A 23,062-nucleotide genomic window follows, 5' to 3' on the forward strand; every position below is an offset into this window, starting at 1 on the left:
ATCGATTCCGCAATAATATTTATGTAAAGTAGTATAGAATTTCATTGAGCTTTCTCCTTTTGGTATAGTCGCCTTGAAGTTTAGCTCAGTGCTAGACTTCGGGGAGAAGGCTCAATTAGTATCAAGTAACACAGTTCGACGATCGAAACGATCAGACAAATACCCAACAGGAAACTGTAAAATAAACGCACCAAATATAGCTGCGCCCATGTAAAGTGAGAGTTGAAAGCCCGTAATATCGACCCCTCTTGCAAACACGGGCAATAAATTGAAAATGGCAGAATAAAGCATGCCGGAGATCAAACAACTCACAACGCCAAGAGGCGAGCGTTTATATAACAAACGCAACGACATCGAACTAAACTCTTCGAGTATCGGACCCGCATGACGACTCATTACAACCGGAATAACCGCGATACACATTAATATGCCTGCAATAACAAAAAGCATATTATCTTTAGCACTAGCCACATTAATAAGAAATTGCCCACCGAACAGCCCTGCCAATACTACTGCATTGTATATTGCCAATACTTGTCCGCGAGTTTCTTTACTCGAACTATCACTTAACCAACTTTCCATAGCCGTAAATGCACAAGCAATACAAAAGCCCATAACTACGCGCATTGCGCCCCAAAGTGCAGCATCTGAATGTAGACTGCACAGTAATATACTTGCTGCTCCTAATGAAACACAGCCAGCAAACATACGAATATGTCCGGCTCTTTTGATTAAACTCGTGCTGTAAAGTGCGCCGATGAGCAAACCGACATAATAGAGTGATAAAACAATACCTATAACTTCAGTGCTTAAGCCGTCTAAATTCATTCTTACTGGCAATAAAACGTTAATCAAGCCAATACCTGACAATAAAATGAAGCAACTTAAAAATAGAGAAAACAGCGATTTAAAGGTTTTTTGCACAGAACTTTCCTTTGATCATGCCTGATAAATTAGCTTGCGGCATTTAATGAAAAAATTAGCAATTTGCCAATTTTAAATTATCGTGAAGGTTAGCCAGTTAGGTTAACTCTCTTGTGAATAAAACACTTACCAGTCAAAGAGTCAACATCAACAATAGTCTATTCAATAGCCAACATTTAAAGCATTGACAAAAAGTCTTGGTCATATAATGATTCCTAGCAAGTAGCTATAATCAATAACGTCGATAAAATTAAACAACATCATAAACAATAGCGTTTTAAATAATTAATTTTCAGCTGTTTCTGTCATTTTTTAGTATTAGCAATTATCAATAATGACCACATTCTGGCTATTATTTTAGGTTTATTATTTAACGCTTTATATACCGACTGACAAAGTTAGCCGTCCGCTAGATAAATAAAACAATGCTATTCAATTTTATCTCGCGTACTTAACCTTTCGCATAAAAGAGAGTTTACATGTCAAAGTCTACAAAATCATCTCCGGCATATTCATCACCTGCAGGAGGGTGGGGAGCACTAAAAAGCTCGGCTAAGCATATAATCAAAAGTGAGAACGCCGCTAAAAACGTTAAAGCGTTATTACGTGCCAACCAACCCGGTGGCTTTGACTGCCCAGGCTGTGCTTGGGGTGACTCTCCGAATGCGGGTAAAGTAGACTTTTGTGAAAATGGCGTAAAAGCAATAGCATGGGAAGCAACGAGTAAAAGAATTGATCCGAGTTTTTTTCAGCAACATTCTATATCTGAATTAAAAAAGTGGGATGATCACTCGCTAGAAAAAAGTGGTCGTTTAACCCAGCCAATGTTTTATGACGGTAAAAGTGATCACTATCAAGCCATAACTTGGGACGAAGCCTTTAGCGTAATTGCTGATAACCTTAAACAACTAGCTTCACCCAATGAAGCTTTGCTATATACCTCTGGTCGAGCCAGTAATGAAGCAGCTTATTTGTATCAATTATTTGGCCGTGTATTAGGCACCAATAATTTTCCTGACTGCTCTAATATGTGCCATGAAGCATCAGGCATAGGCATGACCAGCAGCTTAGGTACTGGTAAAGGCACAGTGACCATGGCAGATTTCGATGAAGCTGATGCTATTTTCGTTTTTGGCCAAAACCCCGGCACAAATCACCCTCGCATGTTAGGTACGTTACGAAAAGCGAGTAAGCGAGGCGCTACTATTGTTAGCGTTAATAACTTGCAAGAACGTGGCTTACAACAATTTTTAGATCCTCAAAGCCCGAAAGAGATGATCCTTTTCACCGGCACTAATATTAGCCAATATTACTTCACACCAAAACTTGGTGGTGATATGGCAATTTTACGTGGCGTAGCTAAATCATTATTCGAACGATTTAAACAAGACAACACCGTACTTGATAGTGCTTTTATTACAGAACATTGCCATAACTTTGAAGCTTATCAGCACAGTGTAGAAGCGACACCATGGCAGCAAATTATCGAACAATGTGGGCTTACAAAAGCCGATATTGAACAAATTACTGATATTTATGCCAGCAATAAAAAGGTTATTTTCACTTGGGCTATGGGCATTACCCAGCACAAGCATTCTGTCGCTACTATTCAAGAACTGGTTAATGTATTACTACTTCGCGGTAATATTGGTAAACTGGGTGCAGGCGCGTGTCCTGTTCGTGGGCATTCTAATGTTCAAGGTAACCGTACCGTTGGTATCAACGAAAAACCGTCAATGGACTTTCTTGACGCGTTAGATAAACAATATAATTTTCAATCACCTCGTGAACACGGCTTAAACACCGTTGAATCACTGCACGCGATGTTGTCAGGTAAAGCGAAAGTATTTATTGCTTTAGGTGGTAACTTTGCTGCTGCAACCCCTGATACAACGAGAACTTATCAAGCATTACAACAATGTGACTTAACCGTGCAAATAAGCACTAAGCTTAATCGAAGCCATGTAATTACCGGTAAACAAGCTTTAATTCTCCCTTGCTTAGGACGTACTGAAATTGACAGTCAAAAAAGTGGAGAACAATGCATTACCGTAGAAGACTCTATGAGCATGGTACATAGCTCAACGGGTCAAAATGCACCTGCCTCAACACATTTGCGTTCAGAAACTGCCATTGTTGCTGGCATAGCAACAGCATCTGTTGGTGAAAGCATTGTTAATTGGACCAAGCTAATGAGCGACTATGGCTTAATTAGAACAGATATTAGTAAAGTGCTACCAGACTTTGTAGATTACAACCAACGTATAAAAATTGGCAGAGGCTTTCATTTAGAAAACAAAGCAGCCCAACGTCAATGGAAAACCAACGCGTCAAAAGCTACTTTTTCAAGTGCCCTATTACCTGAAAAGTTAGCGCACGAAGTCGCTAAAGAGTTTACCGACAAGCCAATTTTAACCCTGCAAACGTTACGTTCACACGACCAATACAACACCTCAATTTACGGTATGGACGATCGCTACCGAGGTATTTATGGCGAACGCCGGGTAGTATTTGTTAATGGTGATGATATGGCTAAACAACAATTAAAAAATGGTGACAAAGTTAAAATCACCACAGTTTCAAACGACAATATAGTTCGCTCGATTACTGACTTTAAAGTGGTTGAATATGCTATTCCAGAAGGTTGTGCAGCAGCGTATTACCCTGAAACCAATCCACTTGTACCGTTAGAAAGTACGGCTGATAATTGCGGTACACCCACTTATAAATCGATTGCGGTTTCTATTGAGAAAATATAATACTGAGCAAACTAGGTCTTACACGTGTGTTCATATTGGCACACTCTACAGCACTCAATTAGTAGAATGAAAGTTAAGTGGATTTTACTATCTCCAAAAAACCGATATTGCCAACCCATTCAACACTGATTTGTTACTCTCATTTATTGCTATCAGAAATAAATGAGAGTAACTGAATGAGAGTAAATGAATGCGTTTATGCAAATTCAACATTAAAAATAACTACACAAAAAGTAGTTTTGCATAGTTACCAAAAATCGGGAAAACTGACTAAGCAATGACTTATCAAAAGCTATAATTCAACCGGCACTCATCAGGGAACCAAAGGTAATTAATTGATATTTCATTCGAATCAAACTAATCTATAGAATATCTAAAATAAGTAATAAGTATTTCTAATGAGTATACTTAATTATACTTTTCGTCAAATGAAAATCGCACGAAAAATCCCCTTATCTATCAGTATCTTTATTATATTACCTTTAGTCATCGCTCTCGTGGCTATGAATTCAACCGATACAATTAATAAAAACGGTCAAAAAATTTATGATAATTATTTAATAAGTTTTGTGAACTTAACCGACGCACGAAAATATCTATATGAAGAATTTGTTTTAATAAAAAGTCATATCATTTCACCTGACGATGAATCAATGAGGCATGCTGAACAACAAATCAATAACGCATCATTCAACTTTCATCAATCACTGAATAAATTTGAGCAAACATTAGATACCGGAGAGGAAACAACATTACTCTATGAATTTAAAACTAAATTAAAAACCTTCGAAGAATTAGCAACACGCATTATCGTCTTAAGTCAAAAAAACCAAGATATCGAAGCAGATCGACTAGCTAATGATGAATATCGCGTTATTTTTGATGACATGCAAATAAATATTGCAGACATGCTCCAAACTAATATTGAAGGAGCTCAAAACCTTTACAGTAACAATCAACAACACTTTCAGGATTCGCGCTCAATTATTATTTTAGTAACAACAATATTAATTACCATAGGTTTATTTATTGGTTGGCTTTTAATCAGAACTATCTTAGAACCACTGCTTAAGATACAGCGCCATATAGCAAGCCTAACAAGTTCAGGTGACCTTTTACAACAACTAGAAATAGAAGGTAAAGATGAAATCTCTGAATTATCTGTGGCATTTAATAATATGATAGAGTCATTATATCACACACAGAGTAAGCTAATTCAAGCAGAGAAACTTACATCTCTCGGCTCTTTAGTAGCTGGAGTGTCTCATGAAATTAATACACCTTTAGGCATATCAATAACAATGGGGAGTACTATAAAAGATAATTTTCAGAAATTTTCAACTCTTTTAAAAGCAGGTAAAATTAGGCGAAGTGATTTAGAAAGATTAGATAAAGAAATTATTGAATGCTTAAATATTTTGCTACCTTCTTTGGATAGAGCTGTAATCCTAATTCAGAGTTTCAAACAAGTGGCGGTTGACCAAACCAATGAGTCAAGACGTACTTTTTTCCTGTCAGATGTCGTGGAAGAAATCGTAAACACTCTTCATCATAAAATAAAAAATACTGACATAAAGTTTGAATATTTAATTGATAATGACATCGAAATGGATAGCTACCCGGGACATTTAGGTCAAATCATTACTAATTTATTTAATAATGCCATTATCCACGGATTTGACAGTATAAATTCTGGCGTTATTTCTATTTCAGCTCAACAGAACAATTCATCAGTAATTATCAAGTTCGAAGACAATGGTAAAGGCATATCAAAAGAATCTATTAGTAAAGTTTTTGACCCTTTTTATACGACAAAACTTGGTGAAGGGGGTTCAGGTTTAGGCCTGAATATCATTTTTAATATTGTAGTAAGCTTAATGGGGGGTAAAATTAAAGTAGATAGTGAGTTAGGAAAAAACACATGTTTTACTTTAGATTTCCCCTTAATTTCTCCCCAAAAAGATAACTTGCATATGTAATTTATTCATAAAAGTGTTAGTTGAAAACGCCCAGAGTAATACATTATCTTATAAGAGCGACAAAGATTAACAACACCCTTGAAAAGTTAACATAATCAGCCACAAATACTTGTCCTATTAATCTAACTTTCCATTACAATAAATTAAACCAATCACCCTTTCGCAAGCAAATAATCCAACCAACGCGCTGGCAATAGTCGTTTCAATACGGCAAAAAGTTTTGTTGCTGTGGTAATTCTATACCGCAACTTAGGTTGTTTACTTTCTAAAGCATGAATCAAAGCTTGAGTAACATGTAACGGCTCTAAGGTAAAAGGAGCATTCGATTTTTCACTGCTTAAACGCGCAATTTGCTGTTGATATTGTACTTTATGATCGCTAGCTTCAATATCAATATTAGCTTGAACAGCCAATAATGCATTCGCTCTAAATTGTGTATTTATTGGGCCCGGCTCAAGTAAAACAACCGCAATGTTAGCACTTTTTAATTCTAACCTTAATGTGTCGGTTAATCCTTCGATAGCATATTTTGAAGCATTGTAAGCACCACGATACGCCATAGATACAACCCCTAGCACAGAGCTACACTGAATAATTCGACCATGACCTTGGCGTTTCATTACTGGAATTATTTGTTTGGTCAGTTCATGCCAGCCGAAAACATTGGTTTCGAACTGATCTCTCAGTACCTGTGTTGGTAAATCTTCTAATGCCCCAGGTTGACCATAAGCACCATTGTTAAACAGATAGTCTAAACGCCCACCTGTTTGTTCTAGCACTTGCGTAACAGCTTGGGTAATACTGTCAGTGTTTGTAAGATCTAGTTGATACGCTGTTAAGCCTTTGGCTTGTAAATCCGCAACGTCTTGTGCTTTTCGTGCTGTGGCAAATACTTGATAGCCGCGTGCAGAAAGTGTTAACGCTGCGTGCAAGCCAATGCCACTTGAACAGCCAGTAATTAAAATAGATTTTGTGGTCATAAAATAAATTTTCTAAATTATAATAATTGATAAACAGTAGCTTACTTGATTAGATTAGCCATGAGAACGAATAAATACCTGAATAAATACATTAATAAACTTAAGGCGATGACATAGTGAGATAACCACCTGTTCAGATAATGTTAATTTCATAGCTAAAGCACTATATTGATTACAACAAAACTCAAAGCTAATGTTAGAATTACAGCTAGATTAATACGTTAAGTGAAATAAAATATGTATTTAGGAATAGATTTAGGCACATCAGGTGTAAAGGTAATTATTTTAGATTGCCATGATACTTTGTTAGCACAAGCAAATTGTAGCTTAACAGTGTCTCGCCCTTATCCGCTATGGTCTGAACAAAATCCTCATGACTGGTGGCAAGCTACCTGTGATGCCGTTCAACAGATAAAACTCGAACATCCTGCGTTATTAGCCGCAGTAAAAGCAGTGGGTTTATCTGGACAAATGCACGGTGCAACATTATTAGATACTGACAATAAAGTGATCAGGCCAGCTATTTTATGGAACGACGGCCGAAGTGAAGCACAATGTAAAACCCTCGAAGCAGCGCAGCCTAACAGCCGTAAAATTACCGGCAATATAGCAATGCCTGGATTTACCGCCCCTAAACTTTTATGGGTTAAGGAAAACGAGCCTGAAAACTTTTCTAAAATTGCAAAAATTTTATTACCCAAAGACTATTTACGCTTTTTAATGACCGGTGACTTTGCTTCAGATATGTCTGACAGCTCAGGTACCTTATGGCTAGATGTTGCTAATCGCTGTTGGTCAGCTCCTATGCTAGCAGCCACACATTTAACAATTGCGCATATGCCAACCCTTTACGAAGGAACAGCTATTACAGGTAATCTTTCAACGAGTGTAGCCCAAGCTTGGGGACTCGATGAAGTGCCTGTTGTAGCTGGTGCCGGCGACAATGCAGCCGGAGCAGCAGGTATTGGCGTTATAAAGCCTAATCAAGCTTTTCTATCGCTTGGTACTTCAGGAGTTTACTTTGCCGCTAATGAAAATTATCTCCCTAACCCTGAGAGTGCAGTGCATACTTTTTGTCATTGTATCGAAAATACCTGGCATCAAATGTCAGTAATATTAAGTGCAGCAAGCTGTCTATCTTGGGTCACTCGTTTAACCGGTTTTGAGAATGAATTAGCGTTATTAAATGAAGTTGAAAAATGCGACTTCACTCAGCCCTGTAATGTGCTTTTTTTACCCTACTTATCAGGTGAACGCACACCGCATAACAACCCTGATGCTAAGGGCCTGTTTTTTGGTTTAGATCACAATACCAATGCAGCAACACTTGGCCGCTCAGTTTTAGAGGGTGTAGCTTTTGCTTTTGCAGATGGACAACAAGCACTTTTAAAATCAGGAAGTTTAATCGACGAAGTATCCGTCATTGGTGGTGGATCGAAAAGCCCATTATGGGGGAGAATTTTGGCCAGTGTACTTAACCGGCCATTGACCTATAGAGAAGGTGGAGAGGTTGGGCCTGCTTTTGGCGCTGCGCGCTTAGCACGAATAGGCGTTGAAAACTTATCACCTAAGGTTGTATGTAATAGCGGTAAGGTAAAGTTAGTCATTGAACCCGACGAAGTAATGCAAAAATATTACCGCTTACAACACAAAAAATACCAAGACATTTATCAAAGCATTAAAGTGCACTTTTAATAAACTCGATAGATAATTATATCGCTACGATAAGTAACGTTAAGTAAAGCAAAGATAATTAAAGGTAGTTAAAGATAAGCCAAAGATAAGCCAAAGATAAATCGCGACTAACTTGATTAAGTCAGCCGCGAAAATTTATTAAGGTGATGGTTTGTTAAGAATAACCACAGTGCCCGCCATTTTGTCATGCCAGCCTTGCTTCTTATCATCCCAAGCAACCCAAAGAAAGCCTAAACCTAAGGCAAATATAGACACATAATAACCAAGGTATCGAATAATGTATTGCATAATGGTTGGCTTATTACCGGTATTAGCATCGACTATTTTTGCCGATATCACCATTTTACCTGGCGTTGCTGACTTATAAATCCAGAATAAGATAATCACAGCTATTGGCAAAATATAACTAATAATAAAGTCAGTCGAACCTTGCAGCGAACCATCTGAATCGAAATACTCAGCGCCATACATAAAGTATAAAATAGGTAAAGTGAGCATAATAACAAGCACTGAATCAATTATGCTGGCCACAAGTCTTGACCAAAAACCTACATATTGAACCTGTTCATTAATTTCATCTATACCATGTTCGGTTATATCGCTATTTGTCATTTAAATACCTTTAACAGCTACTAATAATATTTGTATGATTATCGAGTTTATTCAATGAACTCTGAAGCGATATTTTCAAAAGCAGTAGTCGACCAAAAATTAAGCGCTTGACCAATACCATCATACATTACGTTTAATTCTTTTTTACCTAAAGGTTGCTGATAAAAATGTGTATATTGTTCAATTTCTTGCTCGGTTAATTGATCGTAAATAAAATAAGAAACCATGATCATTTGCTGCTCTAATGCAGGTCGCATCATTTGTTCCATTTGTGCCATTTGATTTTTTATTTGCTCATCATTAAGATTTTGACTCGGGTTTGCCACAGTTAAACCTTCAACAGTACCCTTTGCTACAGCCATAACAATTTTTAGTGAATGCTCTACCAAATTAGTTGTTTCAACAAAATTCCTTATCACTTTAACGCGTGATGTGGTTGGCGGCGTAGTTTGTAGCGTAGCGATGTAACTCATAAAGTCTTGATTGAAACTTGGCGCAGAAGCCTTTTCTTCAGCCATTTTTATTCTTTTTGCTAAATCACTGTTTAACCAAATCAGTAGCTTTTCCATTTCAATAGTCGTGAAGTTATCTTTAACGTGCTCTGAAACAACAAGTTTTACATCTTCTAGTTGCCAAGAATTTAATAATATATCCATCACTTTTTGCGCTTGTTCAGGGTCTTTTGCCGTCATCTGCATTTGCTGGTTCATCGCACGCATTTGTGCAGGAATCCCCTCAAGAGCAGAATCAATACCGGAAAGTGCCAAGTACTGTGTCACGTTTTCATCACTTATCGCTTTAGCTGCACTAAGTTGGCTAAATGTTGCGAAAAGTAAAAATATAATAATATTCAGCGAATTAAATTTTTTCATTATCATTCCTTTAACTGTATAAGCTAATTTTATTAGTCTTGTTTTGTTCTTTAAAACCATAACACACAGTATTCTTATTGACGAAAACTATTTGTTTTGCACAATATCAATATACTGATAGTTTTATATAAGCCGATCGAAATATAAAAAATCAACGTAAATACAGTTGATTAACCTCTATAAATTACCTAACCTACTGGTTAAGGTTAGCGTAAAAAATGTATTATCTAACGCCATATCAGCTCATTTAATTAAAGGAATGAAAACCGTATGCTGCAAAGTCATTTTTCAACATTCAAGATCTACTTAATCACATTACTCGCATTAGTGTTAACAGGTTGTTTTAACGCTGATCCAGCAGTAAAAGCGGTCAATGCTTATATTGAGCAGCAAAAAATTGATAAGACGCAAGCACAATGGAAAACCAAACTAGATAAGCCAGAAATAGTAGAGTTTAACCCAGAAGCTCAATATTTCTGGGACTTAGAAACAACCGAAGGAAAACTCGTAGTAAAGTTGTTCCCTGAAACAGCGCCAATGCATGCAACTAGCACCATATACTTAACCAAACTGGGCTTTTATGATGATTTAATTTTTCATCGTGTTATTTATAAATTTATGGCACAAGGTGGCGACCCATTAGGTAATGGTAGAGGTGATCCAGGTTATAAGTATGCTGGAGAATTTGACGGCACGTTAAGTCATGACAAACCAGGGTTATTAAGTATGGCAAATTCAGGACCGAATACTGACGGAAGTCAGTTTTTTCTTACCTTTGCTGCAACGCCTTGGTTAGATGGTAAGCACACTATATTTGGTGAAGTTGTCGAAGGGTTAGATAACACGTTACCTGCCATTGAAAGTTTAGGTAGTCGTTCTGGTCGTACTGAAAAAGAAGTGAAAATTATTAAAGCCACTATTCGAGTAGAATAATTAATTAAATACTATTATTTGGTTTAGATACTAACAGCAGGATAGCGTTTTTTATTACCCTGCTGTTAATACTAAATGTTACTGACTATTAAAGCGCTTCTTTATCTAACGAAGCCTTAGCCGCTTCAACTTTCGAAAAGTCGAAACCCAATTCATTTACTGCTTCTTCAATTAAGCCAGGATTTTGAATTAGCATCATCATTAAAGCTTGTAGCTTTTCTGGCGGAATACCCAACTGCTGTACCGTTACCATAGCCATCATTGGATTTTCTGTTAATGCTTGAAATACAGTTTTTGTTTGTTCATCACTTACATTGTGTTCTTTTAAAATTGCAATAATTGGGTTCATAAAACTTCCTACTTTATATTTTTACTTATGTAAATTACTTAACTTTCAGCTTAAGCATTTAAATTACTAGCGTTAACCGTGTTGTGTCTATTCTATCATTCCTACTTAGAATGTAAAAAGCGGAGTTATGCTTTTGTTATACAAATAAGTAGAAGTGATTAACTACGTCTATTTTTCGGCACATAATTTAAAATGGAAACTGGTACTATTTTTTTAACGGGAAACGCTTCAAATTCTCTTCGTTCAATAACATGCCCTAAACGACTTTCAATAGCGCACAAGTTTCTAAAATTGTCTTTGGCAACAAAAGACACAGCTTCTCCGTTTTTGCCAGCTCGACCTGTACGACCGATACGGTGAATATAATCATCAACTTGATCGGGTAAGTCATAATTTATGACCCGTGCTAACTCGCCAATATCGATACCGCGCGCTGCTATTCCAGTAGCAACTAAAAAGTTAATTTTACCCGCTTTAAAGTCGTTTAATATTTGTTCACGTACCGCTTGCGTTCGACCACTGTGAATTGACTCTGCAGCAATTCCACGCTTTTCTAACTGACTAACAAGCTTGGCGGCTCCGTGTTTTGTTTCAATAAAAATTAACGCCTGCTGCCATTGTTGTTCTTTAATTAAATAACTTAGTAACGCTGATTTATTGGTTTTATCTACAGTTACTAACCACTGTGCAATTTTAGGCTTTGAAGCACTGTTTTGAGCAATTGATATTTCTGTAGCCTGGTGCAGTGTTCGTTTAGCTAGTGCTCTAACATCATCTGAAATAGTGGCGGAAAATAATAAATTTTGACGCTGCTCAGGTAAACGTTCAATAATTTTATTAATATCATCAATAAAACCCATATCTAACATTCTATCGGCTTCATCAAGTACAAAAGCTTCAAGTTGATCAAAGTAAACCGCTCTCTGATGAACCATATCGAGTAATCGACCAGGAGTTGCTACCAGAATATCGATGCCCCAGATCAAGCGTTGCTTTTGGGGTTCTATTTCTGTTCCGCCATACATCGCCATTGAACTGAGGTTTAAATATTTACTATATTGGGCAACGTTAGCTTCAACCTGAACCGCCAGCTCGCGCGTCGGTGTTACTATCAACACTCGAATACGTTTGCCACGTAAATTACGCTCAGTATCGTTTTCACTAGCATGCAATTTCTCTAGTAAAGGCAGAACAAAACTTGCAGTTTTCCCTGTGCCTGTTTGTGCAGCGGCAATTAAATCTTTACCTGATAAAATAACAGGTATGGCGCGTTTTTGAATATCAGTGGGTTGACGATAATCTAAATCAGCTATCGCATTTACTATCGGGTTTGACAACCCAAGTTGGGAAAATGGCATACAGTATCCAAAGCGTATAATAGGTACACAATATGTAATACCAATTAAAATATTTAACAGAAAAATAAAGGTGAAAGTATATCAGTTTTCAGATTGCGCTTGAAGTAATGTGAATAGCCTAAATAGACATTTATATTGAAGAACACTTTTAGCTTAAGTACCTAAAGTAAGTATTATCAGTTATAACGATTTAAGGTATTAAGCGTGCTATTTTTTCATCAACAAAAATAACTAAATTTTTGACAAAAATCTAATTAAATAAATGCTTTAATGGTTATGGTTATGGTTATATAAAATTAATTTTTTAATCTCATAAAAAATGCCAACTAAAGTTCATTAGTTGGCATTGCTTCAAATAAAAATTAATTTGAATTAGTTAGAATATGAATATGACGAAGTTATATTAAAGAAAGTATCAGCTGATTGACGACCTAACCTAGCTTGATAACAACCGACTTGTTCATCACAAGTTTTGCCCTGTAATTTAGAGCCTGTGGTTTTCTTTCTTCTTTTAAAAGTCACCAGTTGCTCATCAAATAAAGTAGTTAAAGGTGCAGCACTCACCGTTATTATTTCTATATGTGATTTAGGCCAAGCAAAATTATTGTTTTTATTTTTCACTAAAGGTTTATTTTTCATTGCAGCTAAAAGTTTCGGAAATGAAGCGGCATTATTATTTAGTGAATCATTAATTGATTCTAATAGTTTAGGTAATCTTTTGTCTTTTTGTTTGTATGCTTTAGTTAAATAAAGATCAGCTTTAGGTAAATCTTTTTCGATTAATTTATCATTAATATACAAAGTGCCTAGGATATAGTTAGCATCTTTATAGTTGTCTTCAGCGACCTTTTCTAAATACTTAACACCTTTATCAACATCTTTGTTTTTCTCACTAATTAAAGAGATTACACCGACAAGATATTGAGATGATGGCTCGCCTTTTTTAGCAGCCTTTTTAAGATACTTTAACGCTTTATCTTCATCTTTTTCAGTACCGTAACCAATATAATAAAATTGACCTAAGGTTGCATTAGCTTGAACATAACCTCGTTTTGCGCCCATTTTAAATTTCTTAAAATAGTCAACGCAGTATTCACTCTGACATTCTACAATCTCTTCTGCTTTCAAATTAACAGAAAGAAATAAGAAGGAAAAAGTCAGTATCACTCCTAATAAATTATTCATATATATCCTTTCGTATTGATGCGAATAAGGTTAGTAGCCTTATAATATTTACATTTAATTAACGTAATTAGCATAAATTATGTACAAAAAGTTATCAACTTTATTAATGTAACAAACTTTATAAGCTAAGCTGTTTGTCTAAAAATATCACTTTAATTAAAATGCATTTATATAAGCTTAGTCATTAAATTTACTAAGCTCCACTGTCTTTATTAAGGGCTTTATCCGCCATATTATTATCGATTAATAAATATCTTACGGTGTTTTATCAATCACGCTAAGTATTGTTATCCAACTGAATTATAAAACAGTTTTATTAACACCTTTATAAGATTAAACGCACAGAGATCGAATCAAACAAAGCAATATACCGCTAGAAAGTATAGAATTCAGCTTGTTAATATTTAATTTTTATGACGGATTTCAACCAAATGAAAGATTTGACTCAAGGCTCAATCCCAAAACACTTAATCACCATGGCAATGCCGATGATGATAGGAATGTTTGTGCAAACCTTGTACTTTCTTGTCGATTTATATTTTGTTGGTAAATTAGGTGCGACTGCGCTGGCAGGTTTAAGCTTAGCGGGTAATGCCATGTTTTTAATTTTTGCCCTTACGCAAATTATCAATATTGGCACAGCAACACTTATATCTCACGCTGTTGGTTCAAAAGATCAACTTAATGCCAATAATATTTTCAATCAATCCATGATGATCTCAAGTGTCATTGGTGTTGTAGTTTGTGTGATCGGTTATTTAGGTGCTAAAAGCTACTTGAGTATTGTTTCTCAAGATCCAGAAACTGTTGCGATGGGCTTAGACTATTTATATTGGTTTATTCCTTGTATGGCGTTGCAGTTTATTATGGTTGCTATCAGCGCTGCACTTCGAGGTACTGGCATAGTTAAACCCACTATGATGATCCAAATGTTGTCTATTTTGGTCAATATTATTCTTTCACCTATTTTAATTACTGGTTGGGGTACGGGTTACGCAATGGGTATTGCAGGTGCAGGATTGGCGAGTTCTATTTCAGTAGTTTTTGCGGTTATTTTATTGGTTTACTATTTTAAAACCTCAGAGAAATATATCAGCGTTAACTTTAATCTTTGGCGAATCGACACAACTTGTTTAAAAAAATTATTTGCTATTGGCTTACCGGCTGGCGGTGAGTTCTTTCTAATGTTTCTTTATATGGCCACTATTTATTGGCTAATTCAGCGCTTTGGTGCCGATGCTCAAGCAGGATTTGGGTTAGGCTCTCGAGTAATGCAGGCATTATTTTTACCTGCTATGGCTATTGCTTTTGCCGCCCCCGCTATTGCAGGGCAAAACTTTGGTGCAAAAAACTATCAGCGAGTTAGAGAAACGTTTACCTGGTCTGTAATCATGACTTGCTCATTAATGACCCTGCTGACTATTGTATGTTTATGGCAAGCAGAATTATTACTACTGAGCTTTTCGACGGATAAACAAGTGATTGTTATCAGTGCCGCTTTTTTACAAATTATATGCTGGAACTTTATCCCATCGGGCATTGTTTTTACTTGTTCAGGCATGTTTCAGTCTTTAGGTAATACTTGGCCTGGATTATTAAGTACCGGAGCGCGTTTACTGGCTTTTATTTTTCCGGCACTTTGGTTGTCGAATCAAGCAAACTTTCAGATTGAACAATTGTGGTACATTTCAGTATCAACCGTTTGTTTTCAAGCACTGCTTAGTTATTACTTTTTACGCAGAGAGTTTAAACGTCGTTTACCGGCTGAGCTAACTACACCAACAATAACTCAGCTCAATTGACCTTTAATCGGGCCCATGTATTCCTGCAGTTATAGAACACAAATGTGCAATATTAACCACTGATTTACACCAGCAATGCTCAAGCCTCAATAAGCTGGCATTGCTGGTCGCCATAGTAATTGTTACTGTAATTACACTCAACTTCCTGCTTATTGGTATTTGAACTATCTTGATGACTTAACTTCAATAAGTTTTGCAGGTTTACACTGATGTTTACAAATATATTTTTCATTGTTCTTCCTCTTAATTAGATATACCCCATTGTTACTTATTAGATTGATTCAGTAAATTTCATTAAATCTATAAAGTAGTTCTAAAAAACAGATGATTAGTGACGCTCTCTCACCTACTTAAACCGTCAAGATTAAAATATCAACTGCACTTTTTGGTTAACTCGGTGTTGAATATATCTTTTAACATCGTTATCTCGTTTGTTCGAACATAGTTAGGGCGAATAATTAATGATATGGTGCGATGTGGTCCCGGCTCATTTAAATGTATCGCTCTAATTTCTGACTCACTGTGTATCAATTGATCTAATGCCATGTGCGGGACTAAAGTTGTGCCCAATTTTCCGGCAACCATTTGAATTAGAGTATGCAAACTTGCTGAATCAAAATCTCTATCTTGATTTTCATTTTGCAAACTACAGGCTGCCAATGCGTGATCTTTTAAACAATGACCATCTTTTAGCAGCATAAGTTTGTCAATTTCTAATTCTTCACTGGTTATTTCTTTTAGTTGGCTTGGGCATTCATCTTTATGACTCACCCAATAAAAGTCTTCCTGCCAGAAAGTAAAACTCATTAAGCCTTCTATGGGGAATGGCAAGGCCAAAACGGCAGCGTCAATATCTCCTCGCCTAACCATATCGACTAATACCTGAGATTGTTCTTCAATTATTCTCAATTTAAAGCCAGGATGTAACTTCCTAACTTCGGGTAATATTTTCGGCAATAAATAAGGCCCTACCGTTGGAATAACACCAATTGTCATCGGATTAATAAAGGGTTGTTTATTCGACTGTGATATTTGTAATAGCTCATCAACTTCAAACTTCACTGATTTAGCTTTGCTTAAAATTAACTGACCATGGTGAGTGATCAACACTTGCTTATTGTTACGCTCAAAAATAGTCGTGCCTAACTGTTTTTCAAGTTCAATAATCGCGGTACTTAATGCCGATTGCGAAACGTTGCAAGCATCAGCAGCCTTTTTAAAATGTAATGTTTTTTCTACGGCAAGCGCGTAATGTAATTGTTTTAGCGAGATCATAATTTTTCCTTACAGTAACTATTTTTCATAATGCACTTTTATAGATAGATAATATCGAACATACATCCTATTTTAATCAATTTTTTGCAATCATGTACGGTTTAGTTATGAATGCCCATTATAAAAGGTAAGATAAACACTATACTCAACTGATTTAAAACAAAAAAAACCTCAATTCTAAAAAACAGAAGACTATCTTCCATTCAATCAATTATCCAAAGTCACAGTTGCAAACTAAGCTTACTGCATATTAATTTTTAAAATGAATAACCATCAGAAAATACTGAGGAATTAAAATGCTTAAAAAAACACTCCCACTAGCTGCCGCAATTTCAGTTGCACTTTCATCACTCACTCTTTCAAGTACAGCACTAAGTGCTGATGCTGCTAAAACCAATCAATTTTGGTGGCCAGAGCAATTAAATCTAAGCCCGCTGCGTCAGCACGGAGCAGAATCAAATCCTTACGGTGCCAAATTTAACTACGCTAAAGAATTTGCCACTATTGATTTAAAGCAACTCAAAAAAGATATTGAAACAACGTTAACCGACTCTAAAGCTTGGTGGCCTGCTGACTGGGGTCATTATGGGCCATTAATGATAAGAATGGCGTGGCATAGTGCTGGTGTTTATCGCGTTCATGACGGTCGCGGCGGTGCCTCAGGCGGACAACAGCGTTTTGACCCATTAAACAGTTGGCCAGACAACGTTAACTTAGATAAAGCCCGTCGATTACTTTGGCCTGTAAAGCAAAAATATGGTCGTAAACTTTCTTGGGCTGATTTAATGGTGCTTTCTGGCAATGTCGCATTAGAGTCAATGGGCTTTAAAACCTTTGGTTTTTCTGGTGGTAGAAGCGATGACTGGGAGCCAGATCTTGTTTACTGGGGACCAGAAACTACCATGCTTGATGACAAGAGACGTGATAAAAAAGGTAAATTAAAAGGCCCGCTTGCTGCTGTTGAAATGGGCTTAATATACGTAAACCCAGTTGGACCTCATGGTGTACCTGATCCATTATTAGCCGCCAACGATATTAGAATGTCGTTTGGTCGTATGGCAATGAATGACGAAGAAATAGTAGCCCTTATTGCTGGTGGTCACACATTAGGTAAAGCCCATGGTGCCAAAAAACCAGAAAACTGTGTTGGCGCAGAGCCTGCTGCAGCTGCTATTGAAGAACAAGGCTTAGGTTGGAAAAACAAATGTGGAACGGGTGTTGGAGCAGATACTAGTAGCAGTGGTTTAGAAGGTGCTTGGACTGTAACGCCTACACAATGGTCATCTAACTACTTAGATAATCTAATGAACTTTACATGGGTACAAACTAAGAGCCCAGCCGGTGCAATTCAATGGATACCCAGCGAAAAAGCCGCTGTAAATTTAGTTCCTGATGCACATATAGCGAACAAACGTAATGCGCCAATCATGTTTACAACTGATTTAGCGCTGAAAGAAGATCCGAACTTTCTTAAAGTTGTTGAACGTTTTAGAGCAGATCCAAAAGAGTTCGACAAAGCTTTTGCTAAAGCTTGGTTTAAATTAACTCACCGTGACATGGGACCTCGTGCTCGCTATGTCGGTTCAGAAATCCCGAGTGAAATATTATCATGGCAAGATCCAATACCAGCGCTTAAGCACCCTTTAGTATCTACAGTAGATATAGAGGAACTTAAACAACAAATTTTAGCTTCTGGCTTAACAACTTCGGCATTAGTCAAAGCGGCATGGGGGTCAGCAGCTAGTCATCGCGTTACCGATATGCGCGGCGGTGCTAATGGTGCACGAATTCAGCTAGAGCCACAAAAAAGCTGGCAAGTTAATAATCCTAAAGAGTTGAATGAGGTATTAACAAAATTAAAATCTATTCAAGGTGATTTTAATCAGCAATCTGTAAGTGGAAAAATTTCGTTGGCCGATATCATTGTGTTAGGCGGTGCTGCTGCCATTGAACAAGCTGCAAAATCCGCAGGATATGATGTTGACGTGCCCTTTAACGCTGGCCGTACTGATGCAACACAAGCACAAACTGACATTAAGTCATTTAATTATTTAAAACCCGATGCCGATGGATTTAGAAATTATTACACTGAAGCGAGTTATATGTCGCCTACCGCAATGTTGGTCGATAAAGCTAACTCACTGGGTTTAAATGTACCAGAAATGACCGTATTGGTTGGTGGTATGCGTGTTTTAGACGCCAACTATGATGGCTCAGCTTTGGGTGTACTAACCAAAACACCAGAGGTATTAACGAACGACTTTTTTATAAACTTACTCGATATGTCAACCACATGGAGAAAAGATCAAAATAACGTCGGTGTGTATCAAGGTTATGACCGCATATCTGGTACATTAAAATGGCAAGCTTCGCCTGTTGATTTAATCTTTGGCTCAAGCTCAGAGTTACGTGCTATCGCCGAAGTTTATGCTTCAAATGATGCTAAAAGTAAGTTTATCAAAGACTTTATTAACGCTTGGGTTAAGGTGATGCAACTAGACCGCTTTGATCTGAAGTAAAACCATTTAAACATTAATATCTATTGAAAAACGAGTATGGCGAAATGGTCATACTCGTTTTTCATTCAAAAATACGCTTCAGCCATACGTTACCAGTGAATAGGATCAACATGGTAATACTGTGTTAATTGTTGATAAAGTTTAGGATGCTGTAAATTAAACTGCTTAGATTTCTCAAAAAACACCTCACTCGCGACAGCAAAAAACTCGGCTGGATTTGTTGCGCCATAATAATCGAATAACGATGGTTCTCCCCTACTGGCTTGTTTTTGTAATGTTTCAAACTGCGTAGAAAAAATTTCTGACCAACACTGGTAGCTTTGCCCTGCTGCTAATATCGGTGCACCATTAGCGCGACCATCTTCTTGATCAAGTTGATGGGCAAACTCATGGATTACCACATTGCGCCCGTCATCAGGTATTTGTGCGCCTTCTAAGGCATCTTGCCACGACAACACTATTTTACCAAAATCCCATGACTCACCAGCTAATACCATTTTTTGCGTAAAATAAACTCCGTCGCCACTTCGTGTCTGTTGCTGTTTTACAAAAGCACTTGGATAAACCAATATTGTACGTAGCTTTGGGTAATAATTAGTTTTTCGATTGAGGAGTAACAAACAAGCCTGAGCAGCAATCGTTATTCTAATTTCATCTGTGATCACAACGCCATTACAGCCAATAAACTCTTTTTCAGCCAAAAATACTTGAATGTGCTTTTTAAGCTGAAGCTGCAAGTCAGCTGGCATTTGCCTAAAATAGGGCATTCTTTGCTGAATAATTTTTCGCCATTGTTTCTTAAATGGCTTAGCCTTTATTAATTCACGCTTATACTCAAGCCAGTGTGGTTTTCCAGCCAAGTAAACAATAAGCAACACGCCAATAATCACAGGTAGTAAGAAAGAGAACATAATAATTTATTGTAAAGAAGCTTTACTATAAGGTGCGGACTAGTTAATCAAATATCAATTTATTTTCTTAAAAATCAGATATTAAAATTTAATTACTTAAAATAATATTTTCTTTGTAATTAATTTGAACTTATTACCAAAAGTACCCTCTTACTATATGAGAGACTTACTTCCCTGAGTGTTTTATGTTTATATTTTATGTTTTTTAAAGCGTCTACCTATTTGGTAAGCGCTTTTTTTTTGTCAAAAATTTGATAAAAGACAATTACAACAATTTAGCCACCCAATCACATTAAAAACTCCCAATCATTACCATCAACACTGCCATCAAATATCATTTACTGTAACCACTGAATTACATTAGGTTTGCCGCTAATAAATTAAGTTAACTTTGTGCAAAGCTGTCGTTAGGATTTGTGTAACTAATGTCCGCAGATCCGACATTTCAGTCCGTTTGAATGCCTTATGCATGGTAGATAATAAATACAAATTGTTACTTAACATTAGAGTCCACAACCATGTTGGGATAGAACTTGTGTATTAAGAAAAGTGATTACTTTATCAAAGTTATCATGATGTTCGTTATGCCCGCCCACTAGGGCGATATGCTGGCTCTGGAATGGAAAATCATTTGCTTTTAACCGGTTAATTATGATTTCGGACATTTCCATTGACGGCCATTGTTCATCTTCGGTGCCGGAAATAAGCAGCACGGGCCCGGAAATGTTTTCGACTTCTATTGCTGAAGCCTCCATAGCCTCGGTATTCTGCATCATTTTTTCGAAAGCCCCCCGCAAGTTGCCTGTCAACAAATCGGGAGTAACGCTCCATGGTACAGGAACAAAAGGAAGGGACTTTCTGTTGTGGGAGAATCCGGGTGTCGTCATGGCATCGTTAACTGCAGCAAAAACTGAACTTCCTGGGACGATACCGATAACACTTTTGTATTCTTGATAATAGCTGCCTAAAAGCAGTGCCAGTTCGCCGCCCCGAGACACTCCCATAACTGAAATGCAATTTTGGTTTATACGTGGATTTTGTGCTGCCTCTATTACAGCCTTGTGCACACCTTCAATGGCGATTCGATCTAGACTTTTAGGGATGTTTTCAGCGCCGAAATAGGCTATTGATAGGAAAGCATAACCATTACTCTGTAGTAGTTTTCTCTGTTTCTCTCCGTGCGGCCCAGCCCAGCCATTCCCTCCATCGGCGCCGCCAAGGCCAACAACCAAAGGCTGGTTACTACCTTCGCTTAAGAATAGCTTTACTTCAACTTCTCCGTATTTTTCCGGCAAAGTCTCAGTATCAAATGAATATACCGTGTAGTTTGCATAGGCAAATAACAATATAAATAGAGCAATAATTGCAACTAACAACCATTTGAAAACACTTAACACCAGTTTCATTTAATATCCTTTTTTTTAGCAAATCACTAATACTAGTAAGCTTGCATAGACATAATGACTCCCTACGAGGTGCTAGCCTCCAAATTCGTGGGTTAGTAAAACCAGAGCCATAATATATGTGTTAAACAATATAAATTGGAGGCTAGCATGTACAAAGATAACATGATTTTTATTGGTTTAGATACTCATAAAGTATCAACTGAAGTGGCATACATTGAAGACTAACGTGGCGCAAAGCCGGTTCATCATGGAAAAATAAAAACTAACAAATCAGCAATAATGAAACTCGCGCGACAATTTCAATCCAAGTACCCGCAAGCGACATTGCATTTTGTTTACGAAGCTGGCCCTTGTGGCTATTGGATTTACCGACTGCTGACCAGTTTAGGTCATTGCTGTTATGTCGTTGCGCCTTCGCTTATCCCTAAAAAGCCAGGGGATAAAGTAAAAACAGATAAACGTGATGCAATGAAGTTGGCCAAACTCCTTAAAGATGAGGAGCTAACCCCAATTTATGTTCCCGAGCCTGATGACGAAGCGATACGTGATTTATCAAGGGCAAGAGAAACCGCTATGAAAGACTTAAAAGATGCTAAATTCCAACTTAAAGGCTTGTTCTTACGTAATAACATTAGCACCAAGGTAAAAGGCACCTGGTCAAATCAACATTTACGCTGGCTAACTGAGTTAGTTTTACCGCATCCAAGCCAACAAATTGTACTGCAAGAGATGATACAAACCATTACCGAACGTATTAAGCGCGTTGAACGATTAGTGAATGAATTAGCACATCAAGCAAAACTATGGCGCTATTATCCCGTTGTTCAAGCATTGCAAGCGATGCGAGGTATTCGTTTTTTAGTCGCTGTAGGCACCATTGCTGAGTTAGGTGATTTAAGACGTTTTGACCACCCGAGAAAACTCATGGCTTACTTAGGATTAGTCCCCAAAGAAAACTCAAGTGGCGATAATCGAAAGCAAGGCGGCATCACTAAATGTGGTAATGGCCGAGCACGGCGGTTATTAATTGAAGGAGCGCAAACCTACATATAAACTGTGGGGTCAGGTTCTTTGAAATATCCGCAATGTCGGATCACTTCTCGTTAAATAAAACATGACTAATGTCTGCTCGTATTCTAGCCGACATAAATCGAGGTGAATCTTAGCCACCATTTTTTCACCGCTTTAAGCTCCAAGCGGACCTTCCTATCAATCAAATGACTGCTTTATAGTATATTTGTAATTATTTAAGTGCCAACGCTGTATGTAATTGAATGACTATGGTCGATGCAACTAGGTGGCACAGTCACACGTTATTTTCCAATAAACGTTTAACTGACATTATTCTATAGCTTATAGTTGATATTATTTACCTTGCTTTTGATTTCACTATCAAGGCAGGAACTTTTCTTTCTAATTTAATGTTTCGAAAAAATATAAAAAAATTTTATATCAAATTGAACTTTTTCTTAAAACACCTCTCTTACTATACGAGAGACTTAC

Annotated in this window: 17 protein-coding genes and 1 pseudogene; 7 read left to right on the forward strand and 11 right to left on the reverse strand. The window is 37.1% G+C overall.

From position 1 onward, the window contains the following. Positions 1-111 precede the first annotated feature (111 nt). Positions 112-924, reverse strand: coding sequence for an MFS transporter (locus tag H4J50_RS13860; protein ID WP_182257057.1), 813 nt, complete (start codon positions 922-924; stop codon positions 112-114). Positions 925-1,403: 479 nt separating this feature from the next. On the opposite strand from H4J50_RS13860, the gene H4J50_RS13865 reads away from it, so the two are divergent. Continuing rightward, on the forward strand, positions 1,404-3,683 hold the full coding sequence (locus H4J50_RS13865) for an FdhF/YdeP family oxidoreductase (RefSeq protein ID WP_182257058.1): 2,280 nt from the start codon (positions 1,404-1,406) through the stop codon (positions 3,681-3,683). Between the two features lie 398 nt (positions 3,684-4,081). After that, complete coding sequence (locus H4J50_RS13870) at positions 4,082-5,662, forward strand: MCP four helix bundle domain-containing protein (RefSeq protein ID WP_182257059.1); 1,581 nt, start codon at positions 4,082-4,084, stop codon at positions 5,660-5,662. Between the two features lie 152 nt (positions 5,663-5,814). Here the strand turns inward: H4J50_RS13870 and H4J50_RS13875 are convergent, their stop codons facing one another. Then, a complete protein-coding gene (locus H4J50_RS13875; RefSeq protein ID WP_182257060.1) occupies positions 5,815-6,642 on the reverse strand; it encodes an SDR family oxidoreductase in 828 nt (275 codons plus the stop codon). A 237-nt stretch (positions 6,643-6,879) separates the two neighbouring features. On the opposite strand from H4J50_RS13875, the gene xylB reads away from it, so the two are divergent. Continuing rightward, complete coding sequence (xylB, locus tag H4J50_RS13880) at positions 6,880-8,337, forward strand: xylulokinase (protein WP_182257061.1); 1,458 nt, start codon at positions 6,880-6,882, stop codon at positions 8,335-8,337. Positions 8,338-8,475: 138 nt separating this feature from the next. Here the strand turns inward: xylB and H4J50_RS13885 are convergent, their stop codons facing one another. Then, positions 8,476-8,949: an RDD family protein gene (locus tag H4J50_RS13885; protein ID WP_108455469.1), complete on the reverse strand. Its 474-nt coding sequence runs from the start codon at positions 8,947-8,949 to the stop codon at positions 8,476-8,478. Between the two features lie 47 nt (positions 8,950-8,996). Beyond that, a complete protein-coding gene (locus H4J50_RS13890) occupies positions 8,997-9,821 on the reverse strand; it encodes a hypothetical protein (RefSeq protein ID WP_108455468.1) in 825 nt (274 codons plus the stop codon). A gap of 270 nt (positions 9,822-10,091) precedes the next feature. Here H4J50_RS13890 and H4J50_RS13895 point away from each other — a divergent pair, with 270 nt between their 5' ends. Beyond that, the gene (locus H4J50_RS13895) at positions 10,092-10,754 is read left to right on the forward strand and encodes a peptidylprolyl isomerase (RefSeq protein ID WP_182257062.1); all 663 of its coding nucleotides are present in this window, start codon (positions 10,092-10,094) and stop codon (positions 10,752-10,754) included. A gap of 88 nt (positions 10,755-10,842) precedes the next feature. Here H4J50_RS13895 and H4J50_RS13900 read toward each other — a convergent pair whose 3' ends face one another. From H4J50_RS13900 to H4J50_RS13910, 3 genes are all read right to left on the reverse strand, one after another. After that, the gene (locus H4J50_RS13900; protein ID WP_108455466.1) at positions 10,843-11,103 is read right to left on the reverse strand and encodes a DUF2999 family protein; all 261 of its coding nucleotides are present in this window, start codon (positions 11,101-11,103) and stop codon (positions 10,843-10,845) included. A gap of 158 nt (positions 11,104-11,261) precedes the next feature. Further along, positions 11,262-12,461, reverse strand: coding sequence for a DEAD/DEAH box helicase (locus tag H4J50_RS13905; protein WP_108455465.1), 1,200 nt, complete (start codon positions 12,459-12,461; stop codon positions 11,262-11,264). A 372-nt stretch (positions 12,462-12,833) separates the two neighbouring features. Beyond that, a complete protein-coding gene (locus tag H4J50_RS13910) occupies positions 12,834-13,646 on the reverse strand; it encodes a tetratricopeptide repeat protein (protein ID WP_108455464.1) in 813 nt (270 codons plus the stop codon). 431 nt (positions 13,647-14,077) lie between these two features. On the opposite strand from H4J50_RS13910, the gene H4J50_RS13915 reads away from it, so the two are divergent. After that, positions 14,078-15,448, forward strand: a complete 1,371-nt coding sequence (locus H4J50_RS13915) for an MATE family efflux transporter (protein ID WP_182257063.1) — start codon at positions 14,078-14,080, stop codon at positions 15,446-15,448. A gap of 79 nt (positions 15,449-15,527) precedes the next feature. On the opposite strand, the gene H4J50_RS13920 is transcribed toward H4J50_RS13915, so the two are convergent. Then, a complete protein-coding gene (locus H4J50_RS13920; protein WP_182257064.1) occupies positions 15,528-15,680 on the reverse strand; it encodes a hypothetical protein in 153 nt (50 codons plus the stop codon). A gap of 140 nt (positions 15,681-15,820) precedes the next feature. Continuing rightward, positions 15,821-16,723, reverse strand: coding sequence for a hydrogen peroxide-inducible genes activator (locus H4J50_RS13925; RefSeq protein ID WP_108455463.1), 903 nt, complete (start codon positions 16,721-16,723; stop codon positions 15,821-15,823). A 296-nt stretch (positions 16,724-17,019) separates the two neighbouring features. Between H4J50_RS13925 and katG the strand changes: the two genes are divergently transcribed. Beyond that, a complete protein-coding gene (gene katG / locus H4J50_RS13930) occupies positions 17,020-19,242 on the forward strand; it encodes a catalase/peroxidase HPI (protein WP_182257065.1) in 2,223 nt (740 codons plus the stop codon). Between the two features lie 89 nt (positions 19,243-19,331). Here the strand turns inward: katG and H4J50_RS13935 are convergent, their stop codons facing one another. After that, complete coding sequence (locus H4J50_RS13935; RefSeq protein WP_182257066.1) at positions 19,332-20,153, reverse strand: zinc-dependent peptidase; 822 nt, start codon at positions 20,151-20,153, stop codon at positions 19,332-19,334. A 503-nt stretch (positions 20,154-20,656) separates the two neighbouring features. Further along, complete coding sequence (locus H4J50_RS13940) at positions 20,657-21,559, reverse strand: acyl-CoA thioester hydrolase/BAAT C-terminal domain-containing protein (RefSeq protein WP_182257067.1); 903 nt, start codon at positions 21,557-21,559, stop codon at positions 20,657-20,659. A 147-nt stretch (positions 21,560-21,706) separates the two neighbouring features. Between H4J50_RS13940 and H4J50_RS13945 the strand changes: the two are divergent. Continuing rightward, positions 21,707-22,606: pseudogene (locus tag H4J50_RS13945) on the forward strand (IS110 family transposase); the annotation flags it as partial. Positions 22,607-23,062 lie beyond the last annotated feature (456 nt).

It is taken from the genome of Colwellia sp. 6M3 (assembly GCF_014077595.1).
Lineage (GTDB): Bacteria > Pseudomonadota > Gammaproteobacteria > Enterobacterales > Alteromonadaceae > Cognaticolwellia.

What these genes read in the sequence shown, in the direction of transcription:
- H4J50_RS13900 (WP_108455466.1), bottom strand. Translation starts at nt 11,103, where the DNA reads ATGAACCCAATTATTGCAATTTTAAAAGAACACAATGTAAGTGATGAA.
- H4J50_RS13935 (WP_182257066.1), bottom strand. Translation starts at nt 20,153, where the DNA reads ATGTTCTCTTTCTTACTACCTGTGATTATTGGCGTGTTGCTTATTGTT.
- H4J50_RS13875 (WP_182257060.1), bottom strand. Translation starts at nt 6,642, where the DNA reads ATGACCACAAAATCTATTTTAATTACTGGCTGTTCAAGTGGCATTGGC.
- H4J50_RS13910 (WP_108455464.1), bottom strand. Translation starts at nt 13,646, where the DNA reads ATGAATAATTTATTAGGAGTGATACTGACTTTTTCCTTCTTATTTCTT.
- H4J50_RS13925 (WP_108455463.1), bottom strand. Translation starts at nt 16,723, where the DNA reads ATGATCTCGCTAAAACAATTACATTACGCGCTTGCCGTAGAAAAAACA.
- H4J50_RS13905 (WP_108455465.1), bottom strand. Translation starts at nt 12,461, where the DNA reads ATGCCATTTTCCCAACTTGGGTTGTCAAACCCGATAGTAAATGCGATA.
- katG (WP_182257065.1), top strand. Translation starts at nt 17,020, where the DNA reads ATGCTTAAAAAAACACTCCCACTAGCTGCCGCAATTTCAGTTGCACTT.
- H4J50_RS13895 (WP_182257062.1), top strand. Translation starts at nt 10,092, where the DNA reads ATGCTGCAAAGTCATTTTTCAACATTCAAGATCTACTTAATCACATTA.
- H4J50_RS13940 (WP_182257067.1), bottom strand. Translation starts at nt 21,559, where the DNA reads ATGAAACTGGTGTTAAGTGTTTTCAAATGGTTGTTAGTTGCAATTATT.
- H4J50_RS13920 (WP_182257064.1), bottom strand. Translation starts at nt 15,680, where the DNA reads ATGAAAAATATATTTGTAAACATCAGTGTAAACCTGCAAAACTTATTG.
- H4J50_RS13885 (WP_108455469.1), bottom strand. Translation starts at nt 8,949, where the DNA reads ATGACAAATAGCGATATAACCGAACATGGTATAGATGAAATTAATGAA.
- xylB (WP_182257061.1), top strand. Translation starts at nt 6,880, where the DNA reads ATGTATTTAGGAATAGATTTAGGCACATCAGGTGTAAAGGTAATTATT.
- H4J50_RS13890 (WP_108455468.1), bottom strand. Translation starts at nt 9,821, where the DNA reads ATGAAAAAATTTAATTCGCTGAATATTATTATATTTTTACTTTTCGCA.
- H4J50_RS13870 (WP_182257059.1), top strand. Translation starts at nt 4,082, where the DNA reads ATGAGTATACTTAATTATACTTTTCGTCAAATGAAAATCGCACGAAAA.
- H4J50_RS13915 (WP_182257063.1), top strand. Translation starts at nt 14,078, where the DNA reads ATGAAAGATTTGACTCAAGGCTCAATCCCAAAACACTTAATCACCATG.
- H4J50_RS13865 (WP_182257058.1), top strand. Translation starts at nt 1,404, where the DNA reads ATGTCAAAGTCTACAAAATCATCTCCGGCATATTCATCACCTGCAGGA.